General features: G+C 69.2%; 14 protein-coding genes. 7 read left to right on the top strand and 7 right to left on the bottom strand.

Going from position 1 to position 14,336, the window contains the following annotated elements:
• The first annotated feature begins 23 nt into the window (after positions 1-23).
• On the top strand, positions 24-695 hold the full coding sequence (locus ACN4JJ_RS06325) for a FadR/GntR family transcriptional regulator (protein WP_440709069.1): 672 nt from the start codon (positions 24-26) through the stop codon (positions 693-695).
• Between the two features lie 49 nt (positions 696-744).
• Here ACN4JJ_RS06325 and ACN4JJ_RS06320 read toward each other — a convergent pair whose 3' ends face one another.
• Positions 745-2,673 (bottom strand): cell wall-binding repeat-containing protein, encoded by a 1,929-nt coding sequence (locus ACN4JJ_RS06320; RefSeq protein ID WP_440709068.1) that lies wholly within the window; start codon positions 2,671-2,673, stop codon positions 745-747.
• Positions 2,674-2,794: 121 nt separating this feature from the next.
• Positions 2,795-3,175, bottom strand: coding sequence for a cupin domain-containing protein (locus ACN4JJ_RS06315; protein WP_440709067.1), 381 nt, complete (start codon positions 3,173-3,175; stop codon positions 2,795-2,797).
• Positions 3,176-3,275: 100 nt separating this feature from the next.
• Between ACN4JJ_RS06315 and ACN4JJ_RS06310 the strand changes: the two genes are divergently transcribed.
• The 6 genes from ACN4JJ_RS06310 to ACN4JJ_RS06285 are packed head-to-tail and all read left to right on the top strand — an operon-like array spanning position 3,276 to position 7,070.
• Complete coding sequence (locus ACN4JJ_RS06310; protein WP_440709066.1) at positions 3,276-3,503, top strand: lipoyl domain-containing protein; 228 nt, start codon at positions 3,276-3,278, stop codon at positions 3,501-3,503.
• Positions 3,500-4,492 (top strand): thiamine pyrophosphate-dependent dehydrogenase E1 component subunit alpha, encoded by a 993-nt coding sequence (locus tag ACN4JJ_RS06305; protein ID WP_440709065.1) that lies wholly within the window; start codon positions 3,500-3,502, stop codon positions 4,490-4,492. The genes ACN4JJ_RS06310 and ACN4JJ_RS06305 overlap by 4 nt, the downstream gene beginning before the upstream one ends.
• A complete protein-coding gene (locus ACN4JJ_RS06300; protein WP_440709064.1) occupies positions 4,492-5,520 on the top strand; it encodes an alpha-ketoacid dehydrogenase subunit beta in 1,029 nt (342 codons plus the stop codon). Before ACN4JJ_RS06305 ends, ACN4JJ_RS06300 begins: the two co-directional genes overlap by 1 nt.
• Positions 5,517-6,392, top strand: a complete 876-nt coding sequence (locus ACN4JJ_RS06295) for an NAD(P)-dependent oxidoreductase (RefSeq protein ID WP_440709063.1) — start codon at positions 5,517-5,519, stop codon at positions 6,390-6,392. The genes ACN4JJ_RS06300 and ACN4JJ_RS06295 overlap by 4 nt, the downstream gene beginning before the upstream one ends.
• Positions 6,393-6,396: 4 nt before the next feature.
• Positions 6,397-6,750, top strand: coding sequence for a DMT family transporter (locus tag ACN4JJ_RS06290; protein ID WP_440709062.1), 354 nt, complete (start codon positions 6,397-6,399; stop codon positions 6,748-6,750).
• Positions 6,747-7,070 carry a DMT family transporter gene (locus tag ACN4JJ_RS06285; protein ID WP_440709061.1) on the top strand — a complete coding sequence of 108 codons (324 nt, stop codon included), beginning with the start codon at positions 6,747-6,749 and terminating at the stop codon, positions 7,068-7,070. Before ACN4JJ_RS06290 ends, ACN4JJ_RS06285 begins: the two co-directional genes overlap by 4 nt.
• 10 nt (positions 7,071-7,080) lie before the next feature.
• Here ACN4JJ_RS06285 and ACN4JJ_RS06280 read toward each other — a convergent pair whose 3' ends face one another.
• The 5 genes from ACN4JJ_RS06280 to ACN4JJ_RS06260 all read right to left on the bottom strand — a co-directional run bounded on the left by ACN4JJ_RS06280 (position 7,081) and on the right by ACN4JJ_RS06260 (position 14,311).
• On the bottom strand, positions 7,081-7,605 hold the full coding sequence (locus ACN4JJ_RS06280) for a hypothetical protein (RefSeq protein ID WP_440709060.1): 525 nt from the start codon (positions 7,603-7,605) through the stop codon (positions 7,081-7,083).
• Positions 7,605-8,108 carry an LpqN/LpqT family lipoprotein gene (locus tag ACN4JJ_RS06275; protein ID WP_440709059.1) on the bottom strand — a complete coding sequence of 168 codons (504 nt, stop codon included), beginning with the start codon at positions 8,106-8,108 and terminating at the stop codon, positions 7,605-7,607. The genes ACN4JJ_RS06280 and ACN4JJ_RS06275 overlap by 1 nt, the downstream gene beginning before the upstream one ends.
• Positions 8,109-8,187: 79 nt before the next feature.
• Entirely contained in the window at positions 8,188-9,210 is a 1,023-nt protein-coding gene (locus tag ACN4JJ_RS06270) for a hypothetical protein (protein WP_440709058.1), read from the bottom strand.
• 192 nt (positions 9,211-9,402) lie between these two features.
• Positions 9,403-9,669: a WXG100 family type VII secretion target gene (locus ACN4JJ_RS06265; protein WP_291055922.1), complete on the bottom strand. Its 267-nt coding sequence runs from the start codon at positions 9,667-9,669 to the stop codon at positions 9,403-9,405.
• A 151-nt stretch (positions 9,670-9,820) separates the two neighbouring features.
• Positions 9,821-14,311, bottom strand: a complete 4,491-nt coding sequence (locus ACN4JJ_RS06260; protein WP_440709057.1) for a type VII secretion EssC family protein — start codon at positions 14,309-14,311, stop codon at positions 9,821-9,823.
• Between the last annotated feature and the right edge of the window lie 25 nt (positions 14,312-14,336).

Genomic DNA, 14,336 nt, shown 5'->3' with positions numbered 1-14,336 from the left:
ATGAGCATCGACGGGAGGACACGATGCCGGACCCTTTGCTCAGCGCGCTGCTGCAGATCATCGAAAACACGGGCCCGGGTGGGCGCATCCCCCCGGAGCGTGAACTGGCCGACCTGGTGGGTGCCTCCCGCACGGCCATCCGCAGCCGTCTCCGTGAACTGGAGAGCGCCGGCGCCCTGGAGCGCCGTGGATCGGCCGGCTCCTTCGCGCGCACGATGCTCCCGCAAGACGTGGCGCAGGCCCTGCGGCTCGGGCTCTCGGCCTCTCCCTTGGGCAAGGGCGAGTCGTTCCAGAGCATCCGGGTCGCGCTCGAGCGGCAGGCGGTGAAAGCGGCCGCCGACAAGCGCAGCCCGGTGCCGATCGCGTATGCGGAGGAGGCCGTTCTGCAGATGGAGGCGACGACGGATCCGGGCCTGCTCTACGAGGCCGATCTGGCCTTCCACCGGAGCCTGTTCCGGGCATCCGGCGACGACGCCCTGATCTTCTTCTCCGAAGCGATCAGCGACCTGCTCACCGCCTCCGTCGTCGCGCGCCGACAGCGGATGATGGCCCTCGAATCCGACATCGACGAGATGCGCGCCCTGCACCGGAACATCCTCGAGGCCGTCAAGTCGGGCGACGCCACCGCCTCGATGGCGGCCATGGACCGGCACTTCGAGCACATCGACGCGCTCGTCGCGCCCGACCCGGCTTAGAACTGCGGCGGTGCCCTCGCGGAATCGCGCGGTCTCAGTCTCCGCGCGATTATCCCAGATGCCCTCGAAGCTGTTGAAGAACAGCGTCGGAGATGGTGGAGCTACCGCCGAGCACGACGATCTGCGAGGGGTTGAGGCGGTCGAGCTCGGTGGCGACCGGCAGCGGGATCTCGTTCGGAGCAATGAGAAGCACCGGCGCGCCGTTCGCCGCAGCCGCAGGCGAACCGGACAGCGCGTCGGGAAAGACTAGGCCAGAGGCGACGAACACGGTTTTGGCGCCTGCAGGGAATCCTGCAGCTGATGCGGCTGCGGATACGCCGAAGCGGTCCGGTGCGGCGATACGAGTCGTCGGGCGGGTGGCACGGAGATTACTCTCGACGTCGGTAGAGACGGTGTTCGTGCCGCCGAGGATCACGAGCCGTGCGGGGTTCAGGCGTGTCAATTCGTCGGCGACCGCTTTGGGGACGCCATCGTTCGTGACGAGGAGAACCGGTGCACCATCTTTTGCCGCGACCGCGGAGGCTGACAGTGCGTCGGGGAAGACGGCGCCTGAGGCGATGTAGGCAACGGGCACGCCCGGGGTGAAGCTGTCCTTGGAGATCGCCGCCGACACGGCAAAGCGGTCGGGGCCGCCGAGCCGGTCGACGATCGGCGAGTACCCGCCCAGGGCCTGTTCGACGCCCGAGCTGACCGATGCTGTGCCGCCGAGCACCACGATGCGCTTAGGTTTCAGCCGGGCAAGTTCGGCGCCGATGACGGTCGGGATGGAATCGTTGCTGACGAGAAGAACAGGCGCCCCGTGCGCTCCGGCGGCCGCCGACCCCGAGAGCGCGTCGGGGAACGCACTGCCCGAAGCGATGTAGGCGACCGATACCCCGGGGGCGAACTCGGCCGCTGAGTTGGCTGCGGACACTGCGAACCGATCGGCGCCTCCGCGTCGGCTGAGAGCGCAGGTGGACTCGAGGTTCAAGACGGCGACGCTGTTCGAGGAGCTGCCGGTCAGGTAGGCGTGGCGGCGCACAGGATCGACCGCGATTCCCTGGAGCCCAGACCCGTAGTCGTTCCCGCCGCTTTTGGTGATCACTTTGGTGACGCGCAGAGAGTCGACGTCGATCACGGTGAATCGCGACTCGGTCGGCACGTAGACCTGCCGGCCCACCGGGTCCACAACCACACCATCTGGGCCGTCTCCAATTCCCCTGGACAGGTCGTGAGGGATCACCGTGATCACGGCATTGGTCTGGGTATCGATAACCGAAAGCGTTCCCGCGGTCTCGTTCGTGACGAAGGCGCGGTGGCTTACCTCATCGACGGCGATTCTGCGAGGCGCGTCGCCGATGCCCTTCGTCGCTCCCGCGGGGATCACGCTGATGACAGAGTTGGTCTTGGTGTCGATGACCGAGACAGTGTCGTCGTTGTAGTTTGCGACATACGCGCGGTGGAGCACCGTATCGATACCGATACCGATGGGGAACTTCCCGATGCCACTGGTCGGGCTGTAAGGGATGACCGCAACGACCTGGTTGACCGTCGTATCGATCACCGAGACCGTACCGCCGCCCACATTCGAGACGAAGGCGCGATTGAGATTGGGATCGACCGCGACGCCCTCGGGGCCGGTCCCAATGCCGCGAACAATGTCGTGAGGAATCACTGACGTCACCCGGTTCGTCCCGGTGTCGATCACCGAGACGGTGTTCGAGTTGTAGTTAGCGATGAATACCTGTTGATGCGCCGGATCAATGGCGGCTCCGCTGGCCCCGGCTCCGATGCTCGTCGGGCCGTTCGGCACGGTGTCGATTACTCGGTTGCTGCGGGTGTCGATGACGGACACAGTGCCATCGAAGGTATTCGTCACGTATGCCTGAGCCGTAGCAGTATCGACTGCCACGGCAACTGGTGCGGGGTCGGGCCGGGTCACTGAGATGATCGGGATGGTCGTGGCGACAAAGGTCGACGCCGATGCGGGGGCTGCCATGAGCGGAAGAAGGGCGCCGCAGGCCACAAGCGCAGCAGTCGCAGAGCCTCCGACGAGACGTCGCATAGATACTGACATCTCCTCACTTTACCAGATTCCCAGTAGAGGCTGAGAGTTGAAGTTATTCAGACTCCTGCGGCGCGCCGAGCGACCGGTTGCCGTGCACGACGGTCGGCAGTCCCGCCGGATTGTGGTCGTAGACCAGGAGCATTCGTGCGTACACCGGTGCTCGGTAGGTGCCGATCGAGCCGGCGACCACACGCACGGTGTCGCCGACTCCGGCGACCACGGTCTCGCCGTCGCTGTCGACGTGCAGTTCGCCTTCGATCACGATGTTGAACTCGTCGTGCGGATGCTCGTCCGAGAATTCGCCGGCGCGCAGCTCCCATTCCATCAGCACCGGTGTCGCGCGCGCTCCCGCCGGGTCGCCGTAGATGGTCCGGCAGCTGCCGGACGGTGGATAGGCGATCAGAGGTTCCTTGCGGTACAGCTCGGCTGCCATGGGCATCCCTCTCGTCGAACGGTCTGGAACAATTCTTGGTAGTACCATAGACTCTCTTCATCAGACCAAGCAATGGGTCGTGGCAGCAAGGGAGCGCAACATGGATGTGGATATCACCGAGGACGTGCTCGGCGAGGAGACCGAGGCGGATCTCGCGGAGTGGCTGGTCGCCGACGGCGATCAGGTCTCGGCGGGCCAGGCGATCGCCCAGGTCGAGACCTCGAAGGTGATGGTCGACATCGAGGCCCCGGCCGCGGGGACGATCGAGATCGTGGTCGAGGCCGGCTCCGTCTTCGACGTCGGCGCGACCATCGCGAGGATCGCATGACCGACACGCTCGTCGAATCGACGACCTTCGACCTGGCGGGCAGCGGACGCGCCTCGCTGGCCCAGATGATCACCATCCGCGAGTTCGAGTCGAGACTGCCGGGCTACGCCAAGCAGGGCCTCATCCGCGGATCCACGCATCCCTCGGTGGGCATGGAGGCCATCGCCGTGGGCGTCTCGGCGCACCTGCGCGCGACGGACTCGATCGCGAGCAACCATCGCGGTCACGCGCACTGCATCGCGAAGGGCGCCGAGCTCGGCCGAACGCTGGCCGAGATCTTCGGCCGTGCGGACGGCTATTGCGGCGGGAAGGGCGGCTCCATGCACATCGCCTCCGCGGAACTGGGCATCCTCGGCACGAACGGCATCGTCGGTGCGGGCATCGGGCTCGCGGTCGGAGCGGCGCTCTCGGCGCAGACCAGAGGATCCGACGACGTCGCCGTCGCCTACTTCGGCGACGGAGCGAGCAACCAGGGCGTGCTCGCCGAGGCGTTCAACCTGGCCGCCATCTGGCGCCTTCCGGTGCTCTTCATCTGCGAGAACAACCACTTCGCGCAGTCGGCCACCTTCGACGAGATGATCGCCCAGCCCGTGGTCTCACGCCGAGGCGAGGCGTACGGGGTGCCCTCGTTCGACATCGACGGGATGGACGTGGCGGCCGTCAGCCAGGCGACCGAGGCTGCGGTCCAGCGCGCGCGCTCCGGAGGGGGACCCACCTTCCTCGTCGCCGACACCTACCGGTACCTCGGGCACATGGCGGACGACACGGAGATCTACCGGTCGCGCGAGGCCGTCGAGGCCGCGCAGGGCCGGGACCCCATCGCCCGTCTGGTGAAGGCTCTCGTCGACGGAGGGCATCTCGACGACGAGGGACTCGACACCATCCAGCAGAACGCCGTGCGCGCCGTCGACGACGCGTACGAGTTCGCCGTGGCCTCCTCGTTCCCCGAGGTCGGCGCGGCGTTCACCGATGTGGAGGCGAATCGATAATGGCCGATCAGAACCTGTCCGTCTGGCGCGCGCTCAACCTGGCGCTGCACGACGCCTTCGCGGAGGATCCGCGACTGCTCATCATGGGCGAGGACATCACGACCTGGGGGACCGGCGGTGGCATCTACGGGGTCACCAAGAAGCTCGAGTCGGCCTTCGGGAAGGCGCGCGTGCGGGACACACCCATCAGCGAGGAGGTCATCCTCTCCGCCGGCGTGGGGTCGGCGATGACCGGGACCCCCACCATCGTCGAGATCATGTACTCCGACTTCACGCTGCTCGGACTCGACGCCCTCGTGAATCAGGCGGCGAAAGCGCGCTACATGTTCGGCGGGCAGTTCGACGTGCCCCTCGTGATGCGCACGAACGGTGGGGCCGGCATCGGCAAGGCCGGCCAGCACTCCCAGTCGCTGGAGACGCTCTTCGCGCACGTCCCCGGGCTGGAGGTGGCGGTGCCGGCCACTCCGGACGACGCCTACGGGTTGCTGCGATCGGCGATCCTCAGCCCCAATCCCACCATCTTCCTGGAGCACAAGGATCTCTACCTCGACAAGGGGCCGGTCTCGCGCACGATCATCCCGTTCGGTGTCGCCCGCGTCGCGCGGGAGGGCGATCATGTCACTCTCGTCGCGACCCAGCGGGCCGTGCGGTGGTGCGAGCAGGCCGCCGGTGAGCTCGCCGAGCGGGGCATCCAGGCGGAGATCATCGATCTGCGCACCCTCTACCCCCTCGATTTCGAGACGGTCCGCCGCTCGGTCGAGAAGACCCGCAACCTGATCGTCGTGCACGAGGCGGTTCAGGACTTCGGCTGGGGAGGCGAGATCATCGCCCGGGCGGCTTCGGAGTGCTGGCAGTCGCTCGCCTCGGCGCCGCGGCGGCTGGGGACGGCGCGCACCCCCGTGCCCTACAGCACGGAGTTGGAGGCGGCGATCGTTCCGCAGGTCTCGGAGATCGTCCAGGCGGCCGTGCAGATGAGGTCCGCGATGTCCGAACGCGATCCCGAAGCCGATCTCGCGTCGGCGAGATGAGCCGGCCGGTCGGCCCGACCGTCGGGGTTCTGGGACTCGGGGCGATGGGGTTACCCATCGCCCGGCGGATCGCTCGGGCCGGCTACCGGGTGCTCGGCACCGACCTCTCGGCCGACCGGGTCTCGCGTGCTCAGGCTGCCGGCGTGGCCGCCAGTGTCGATCCTCTGACTCTCAGCGAGTCCCAGGTGCTCATCGTCTTGGTGGCCACGCCGGAAGACCTCGCGTCGTTGAGTTCGAACGAGATCCTGGGCGAGTCGACGGCCGTGGAGCTGGTGTGCGTCATGAGCACCGTCGGTGCGGATGCCGTGATCGGTTTCCAGCAGGCGATGGCGGCGCGCAACATCGGAGTGGTCGACTGCCCGGTCACCGGCGGCGTCGCCGGTGCCGAGGAGGGCACCCTGACGATCCTCGCTGCAGGGAGCGTGTTCGAAATGCAGCTGGCGGCAGAGGTGCTCGCATCCGTCGGCTCGGTGAAGCGATGTGGCGAGCGGGTGGGCGACGGTCAGCACCTGAAGGTGGTGAACCAGGTGCTCGCGACCTCCCACGTGGTGGTCGCCGCGGAGGCGCTCGCGCTGGCGTCGCGCCTCGGCCTCGATCCTGCGATGGCGCTCGAACTGATTTCGGACGGGGCGGGAGCTTCGTGGATGCTCAGCGATCGCGGGCCACGGATGCTCGAGAACGCGAGTACCCGCGAGGCAGCGACCCATCTGTCGATCCTGGCGAAGGACGCCCACCTGGCGCTGAATGCCGCGTCGGCTGCGGGACTCGATGCCGTCGTGCTCAGAGCTGCGGCGGGACAGTGGGCCCAGGCCATGCGGCTCGGTCTTGCCCAGCAAGACGACTCTTCCGTCATCGAGATCTACTCGGGATGAGCCGATGAAATGGATCCTGCTTGCCGCAGCGATAGTTTCCGAGGTGACGGGTTCACTCTCCCTCAAGGCCGCTCTGGATCATCCCGGATGGTACGTCGTCGTGGTGGTCGGTTATGTCGCGGCGTTCGTGATGCTCGGGAAAGCGCTTCGCCTCGGACTCCATCTGGGCGTCGCGTACGGCGTCTGGGGGGCGAGCGGTGTCGCGCTCACCGCGGTCCTCTCGGCTCTCGTTTTCGGAGAGCCGCTCACTCCGGTGATGGTGATCGGTATCGCGTTGATCGTGGTCGGGGTGCTGTGCGTCGAGCTCGGTTCCCAAGCGGCCGCCCGCAAGCGTCTCGAGGGTGAGGTGGCGCCGTGAGCGGCTGGTTGTTCCTCGCCTGCGCGATCGTCTTCGAGATCGCGGCGACCCTCAGTCTGCGCTCGGCGATGCTCGGTCGTCGGCGCTGGTTCGTCGGAGTCGCCATCGGCTATCTCGTCTCGTTCTTCGCCCTCACTCTCACTCTCGAGTCGGGCATACCGCTCGGGGTCGCCTATGGGATCTGGTCGGCCAGCGGCGTCGCACTCATCGCCGTTCTCAGCCGGTTCCTCTTTCGCGAGCCATTGACCGTCGTGATGATCGTGGGAATCGTCCTCATCGTAGGCGGCGTCCTGCTCGTCGAGACGGGCTCGACGCATTGACGGGTTCGGGTCAGCCGCCGAAGAGTTTGCCGAAGAAGCCCTTCTTGCGGGGGGACCAGCCGGCGGCGGTGAGGGCGTCGATGAGGGGCTGCTTCAGCTCGTCGGTGGTGAAGGAGTAGCCGTAGAGGTGGCCCTCGTGGGTTCCCTGGCGATCGGTGGTGGAGGCCGCCGTGCCGACACCGAACTGGAACGAGACCTTCTTCTGGCGGCCCGTGAAGGTCGAGGCGCTTCCGCTCAGACCGATGCTGCCGTCACGGTCGCCCGTGACCGTGAGGCCCGAGGTGTCTTCGGTCTCGTCGAAGGTCCAGGTGGCGTCCGAGGGATCGAGGGTGACCCGCAGCTCGTAGGTGGCGCTGATCGTGCCGGCCGCGGCGATGGCCGCCCACTTCACGTCGGCGTACTTCCAGGTGGCGCGGATGCCGTCGGGCGTCGCTTCGTAGACGAAGGGGAGCTCGGGGCTGTTCAGCGCCAGCACGCGCGCCTGGGCGTCGGCGACCGACGCGGGGGAGCCCGGCGAACCGGTGGCGTCGGACATCAGGCTCCGGCCGCCGAGGCGACAGGGGCGGAGTCGGAGCTCGCGCTCGACTGGATCTCGCGGATCTCCCCCCACAGCTCCTTCGCCTGAACACCCGTGGTGGTGGCCGTGACCTGCACCAGGTCGACGACCGGGCCGTTCTCGACCACGGTGATCCGCAGGGCCTGCATCAGGGTGCCGACCCGCGCATCCGGGTAGCTGAACTCGATGCGGAAGCCCTCGTGCCCGAGCAGCGGAGTGCTCTCACGCACGAGCTCGACGACCCCCTCGATCGACTCCACGCGGGCGATGACCGCGTCAATCGCCGTCTGCAGTGTGTAGTCGGCGCCGAACCGCGAGATCGCGACCACCACGTTCGGCCGGAACTCGCCCGCCGGCACGGTCTTGCCGGCCGCCAGCACGGCGCCGCTCACCGAGAGCGCGTGCCAGTCGTCGGGCAGCGTGAGCGCGATCGAGGGGAACGCGGGGGCCGAGTCGCCGGGGAAGGTCAGGGTGTGGGACATGGTTCCAGCCTTTCAGAAAGTGGTGGAGGTCAGAAGCGCAGGATGCGGGCCAGGGAGGGAATGCTCAGGATGCCCGGGGTCAGAGTCCGAAGATGCCGGCGACGGAGTCCACGGCATCCTTGGGGCTGAACGAGACGTCGAACTTGACGCCGCCGCCGATGCCGAGTGCGGCACCGACGTCGAAGGACAGGTCGACGTCTTTGTAGGAGATGTCGGCGTCGACGTTCGCGTGCGCGCCGACTCCCGCGTAGACCTCGGCACCGCCGCCGGCGGTCACGCCGAGCAGGTCGACGCTGCCGTCGACCCCGGCCTTGGCCCCGGCGAAGACGTCGAAACCGGCGTTCGCACCGATTCCGTCCGGACCGATCGTGGCGCCGGCGTTGACCTGTGCCTCGGCACCGGCCATCGCGTTGGCGCTCACATCGGCGCCGCCCAGGCCACCGAGCACGTCGATGCTGGCATCGGCGCTCGCCTTGCCGCCCACGAAGGCATCGGCGGAGGCGCTCGCCTCGGCGCCGTCGAGGCTGATGCCCGCGCTCGCGTCGGCGTTGGTGTCGACGCCCACGAAGGCGTCGGCTCCCGCCTCGCCGGCCGCGTAGTCGTTCTCGAAGCCCGCGCGCGCCTCGGCGCCGGCGCCCCACTGCCAGCCGGCGGAGGCCTTCGCCTCGGCGGAGGCGGGACCCGTCTCGGTTCCCGCGTCGGCGTGCGAGTCGGTCTCGAAGCCGTGCGCGTCGGCGTTGGAGTAGGTGCCGTCGTCGTCACCACCGGAGCCGGAGCCGGAGCCGCCTGAACCGCCGCCGGAGCCACCTCCGTTGCCGCCGCCAGAGCCCGAGCCGCCGCCGTTGCCGCCGGATCCGGATCCCCCGGACCCGGAACTGCCGCCACCCCCGGCGCCGCCGCCCCCGAAGGCCCCGCCGTCGGTCGACGACGCATCCTGCTCGTCGGCGTTCTTGACCAGCCCCTCGCCGCCCTTCTGCAGCGCCGCCACGGCCGCCTTGAGCGAGGCCGTGTGCGTGCCGTTCCAGTCGGAGCGGAAGGTCGACGCATCCGGACCCTGCCAGGCCTGCGCGTGATTGACGCTCGTGGTGAGGGAGGAGGTCACCGTGTTCAACTTCTCCGCGGCACCGTCGAATTGCTTCGCCAGTTGCCGGAGCTGTTCGACATCAGCTCCGTAGAAACCACCAGCCATGACACCCTCTCAAAGCACGAAAGCCAGGAGACCCCGAAGGGCCCGATAAGTCAGATGAGACAAGAAAGGCGGGAGCCCCGGTGAAGGGGCTCCCGCCGGATCGAACTACGCGTTCGAGGTGGCTTCCTGGTCGGAAGCGTTCTTCGCGGCCTTCTGCGACGCGTCTTCGAGAGCGGCGATGACCTGCTTCAGAGCGGCGGTGTGGGTGCCGTTCCACTCGCTGCGGAAGTTCTCCGCGTCGGGACCGGTCCACTGAACGCTCTGCAGAGCGCTGGTGAGCGTGGTCAGAATCTGCTGAACCTGCTGCGACTGCGTGTTGAGCTGCTTCGAGAGCTGCTGAACCTGCTCGACGTCGAGACCCCATACGGCCATGATGTTCTCCCTTTCGTTCCGCGGTCCGGGCTGTCCGGTCCCGCTACTTCCTGTGAGTGCTTCTCACAAGAAAGACACTATTCAGCTGGTCGACGATCGTCGATGGGGAGAAGTCCCCATGACTCCCCATGACCCCCCGAAAACCGCTGAATCACTCATCCGGCGTCGCCACCTGGAGCTTGACGACCCGTCCGCCCTGCACGAAGAATCCCCGGCCAGGCGGCAGATCCGCGCGCTTGAAGCGGCCGAGCCCGGTGCCGAGCAGGCTGTCGCCGTCGAGGTCGCCCGGCACGAGCAGCAGCCCGCGCTTGGAGTTCTTGAACGGTCCCGCGAGGGTCCATGCGGCCGACCAGGTGGACGATTCGCTCTCGCCGATCACGAACACCTCCTCGCGCAGCGCCCGCTTCACGATGCGGTCGACGTCGGCCTCGGCCGGCGAACCGTTCAGCTCGCCCACGTTCTCGACGAACACGGCGAACTGCGTGGGCTTCAGGGTCTCGGCGTCCAGCTGCGCGCTCATGTCGTCGGCGAAGGCGCTGATCTGCGCCGGGTCCGACATCGACAGCGACCACAGCGGCAGCGGCGTGAGCGAGGTGCGGCGCGGTGAGATGTGTACCAGACGGATGCCCGGGTCGGCCCGCCGCAGAGCGGTCGCCAACGTCGCGAGGGCCGTCGAGCGCCCGCTGCCGGAGGAGCCGGCCACCAGCAGGGCGCCGCGGGGCGCGATGCCGAGCGGCGCGAGCGAGTCGTCGCGCACACCGACGACCGGGAGCGGCACGCCGCCGGTCGAGACCGTCGAGGGTAGGTCGCCGAGCGGGATGGCGTCGGCGAGCGTGCGGATCGGCTCCGCGCGCGACACCCCCTGCCGGTTCATCGCCTCGGCCAGTTTCGCGATCTCGCGCGCCTGCACGGCCACGTTCGCGTCGGCGCCGAGCACCGCGATCTGCACCTCGTTGCCCTCCATCACGCCGCGGCCGGGAGGCGAGGTGGCGGAGAGGGTGTCCTTCGGCGCGTTCACCAGCGAGTAGTCGTCGACGTTCGCCATCCGCAGCACCAGGCGGCGCTGGATGGTGGAGCCGAGCGAGGCCGGCACCGAGTTCGGCCGGTCGCCGGCGATCACGATGTGCACGCCCACCTGGCGGCCGTCGGTGGCGATCTGCGAGAAGGTGGTGAACCAGGCGGAGTGGCCGCCGAACTCGTACTGCTCGCGGAACGCGCCGATGCCGTCGACGAGCACCAGGATGCGCGGCTCCTGAGGAGCGTTCGCGATCGTGCGGTACTCGCCGATCGAACCGGCGCGCACGGCCGAGTAGCGGATCGAGCGGTCGTCGACAAGGTCGCGCAGCATCCGGAGCAGGCGGATGACCCGCTCTTCGTCGTCGCCCGAGATAATGGCGCCGACGTGCGGCAGCTCCTCCAGCATCGAGAGCCCGGCCGAGCCGAAGTCGATGCCGTACACGTGCACGGGGCCGCCGCGCGGCGTGACCGCGGCCGAGACGGCGATCGTGCGGAGCGTGGCGCTCTTGCCCGAGCCACCGGTACCGTACACGGCCATGTTGCCGTCGCGGTCGGGCTCGTAGAACACGGTGGGCTGCGACTGCGAGGCGGGGTCGTCGATCACGCCGAGCAGCAGCCGCTCGTCGGTGCGCGGGTTCGGCAGCAGCGAGAAGTCGTACACGGCGGCGAGCTCGTCGAGCCAGGGCTTCCGCGGCTCGGGGATGGAGGCCATCGAGGCGGCCGTGCGGATGCTCGACACCAGCCGGGCGATGTCGGTCGGCCCCGGGTCGCTCAGCTCGGGCGCCTCGACCTCGGGCACCTCCCAGGCGGCGCCGGATCCGAAGTCCATCTCGGTGAGGTCGATCGGCGGGCGCGGCGGCTCGTCGGTCGTCCAGCCGCCGGCGTACGCCGTCTGGAACGCGGCGAGCCGGCCGGGGCCGGTCTTCGCGGCACCGCGGCCCGGGATCGACTGCGGGAAGTAGGCGGCCATCGGGGTGCCCAGGATGTCGCTGGAGTCGTCGGCGTCGGCCATCCGGAGCGCGATGCGCAGGTTGGTGTTGGCGCGCAGGTTGTCCTTGATGACGCCGGCGGGGCGCTGGGTGGCGAGGATGAGGTGCAGGCCCAGGGAGCGGCCGCGCTGGGCGACGTCGACGACGCCGTCGACGAACTCCGGAACCTCCTGCACGAGGGCGGCGAACTCGTCGACCACGATCAAGAGGCTCGGCGGGGTCTCGGGATCGCCCGTCTTCTCGAGCGACACCAGGTCTTTGGCCTTCTTGCGGTTGAGCAGGTGCTCGCGGTAGCGCAGCTCGGCGCGGAGCGAGGTGAGCGCCCGGCGCACCAGGTGCGGCGAGAGGTCGGTGACCAGGCCCACCGTGTGCGGCAGCGCGACGCAGTCGGCGAAGGCGGCCCCACCCTTGTAGTCGATGAACAGGAAGGTGGCGCGGTCGGGGCTGTGCGCCGCGGCCATGCCGAGCACCCAGCTCTGCAGGAACTCCGACTTGCCGGCACCGGTGGTGCCGCCGACCAGGGCGTGCGGCCCCTGGTTGCGGATGTCGAGGTAGAACGGCTCGGTGCCGGTGTGGCCCACGAGGGCGCGCAGCGAGCCCTCCTTCTTGCGGCGTACGTGCGGGGCGCCGGAGCGGTCGGCGATCGAGTTGCTCTCGCGCCACCGGTCGATCACGGCCTCGGGGATCTCGGCCAGGTCGGTGCCGGCCAGGGCCAGGTAGGAGACGGCTCGCGGCAGGTCGGACTCGTCGTCGACGGGCGCGCCGACATCCACCACGGGGGCGAGCTGGCGGGCGAGGCGGTGCGCGGTCTCGGCGTCGACGGTCTCGCAGGCGAGCGGGAAGGTGTGCTCGCCGAGGCGCACCTGGCCGGCCGTGGCGCCGTTCGGGTCCTGCTCCACGCTGATGAAGCTGCGGCACGCGGCGGGCAGATGGCCGATCGAGGGGGCCGACCAGATGACGTGCACGTTCGCATCCGCTCCCCGCTCGATGATGCGGGTGAGGCGGCCGCGGTCGACCGGGGCGTCGTCCTCGACGATGAACAGCACGGCGGGGGTGATCGGGCGGGGCGCGTCGTCGGAGTCGGGCCGCGAGGTGTCGATCGGCCCGCGGGGGCTCGGCGCACCCGCCACGCGCGCGTTGATGAGCTCTTCGATGCGGGCGAGCAGAGCGGATCCGCTGCCCGGGTTGTCGGCCAGGTGGTCGCCCGAGAGCGGGCTGTGCGGCGAGCTGGTGTGCGGCAGCCACTCGAGCCACTCCCAGGTGCTGCGGGAGGTGGGCGAGGCGAGCGCGCAGATGACGAGCTCGGAGGGGGAGTGCAGTCCCACGAACTGGGTGACGACCGCGCGGGCCACGCCGTGGCGGCCCCCGTCGGTGCCGGCTCCCGGTGCGGCTGCGGGGTCTGCGGATGCCGAGGGCCCGGCGATGCCGAGCGCGCCGGCCTTCTGCAGCTCCACCACGATCGGCACGCCGTCGATGCGCGAGAACCGGTCGGCGACCTCCTCGATCTGGCCCCAGTACTCCGGCAGCGCGTCGTTCGAGGTGGGCAGCTGCACCGCGTCGCGGCTGAGGCCGGTGCCGAGGCCCAGGCGCGCGGTGAGGAAGGCGGTGTGCTCGGGCCGGTGCGTCCAGAGCAGCTGGCCGAGACGCTGCACGGCGTCGACCGTGGCCGCGACCGCGGGCGCCTCGGTGAGCCGCACCGCCCGCTGGATGCGCTGCTTCTCGTGCATCGAGGCCACGAAGGCCTCGAGCGAGGCGTTGAACTGCTTGATCGCGTCCCGCAGCTGGCGCCGGGTCTGGATCTTGTTGTCGGCCCAGGTGCCGATCATGATGATCGGGCTGAGCGCGATGAAGATCAGGCTGAGCGCCGATCCGGTGGCGAAGAACAGGATCGGGCCCATCAGCAGCGGGGCCACCAGCGCCACGAACGGGAAGCGCACGCCCTGCGGCTGCTTCGGCGGCACGGGCGCCGGGAACTTGCCGCCGGGGTAGCGGGCGACCACGCGCGGCGAGCGGTTGAACTCGATCACGGGGGTGGAGGGAGCCGCGCCGCCGAGGCGCTGCAGCGGCACGATGCAGATCGCGGTGTCGCCGAGCACCACCACGTCGGCCGAGGAGAGCGTGGTGCGAGCGACCTGCTCGCCGCCCATCAGCAGGCCGTTGGCGGAGTTCATGTCGATGATCTCGACGTGCTCGCCGATGTTGATGCGGGCGTGCCGCTTGGAGATCAGCCCGTCGGACAGCCGCACGTCGATGCCGCGCTCGCGGCCGATGTAGCTCGAGCCGAACGGCAGCGGGTACTCGGCCCCGGCATCCGGACCGCTGAGCACCCGCAGGGTCGCCGCGGCGGGGCCCTGGCCCGAGGAGGTGAAGCCCTCGCTGTGCCGCACGATCTCGAGCACCGAGCCCGAGCGCACCCCGGCGTCGAGCAGGTTCGACGAGGGATCGAGCGCGCGCGGCTCGCCGCCCGCGCCGGTCACCTGCAGGGTCAGGCCGACCGGGGCGACCGTGTCACTGCGCTGCGGGTCGGCCACGAAGATGGCCTCGGCGATGTCGGCGACGCTCGCCGTGGCGTCCGCCGTGATCTGCAGCTTGCTGGTGCTGCCGCCCGGGCGGCGGAGGCTTGCCTTGATGCGCATCCGTCAGTACCTGATACCTGTCTTG

The sequence above is a fragment of the Herbiconiux dendrobii genome, from assembly GCF_052048175.1.
In the GTDB taxonomy this organism is placed as follows: Bacteria; Actinomycetota; Actinomycetes; order Actinomycetales; family Microbacteriaceae; genus Herbiconiux.
The sequence above is the reverse complement of the archived record's forward strand: the minus strand, read 5'-3'. Positions and strand labels throughout refer to the sequence as shown.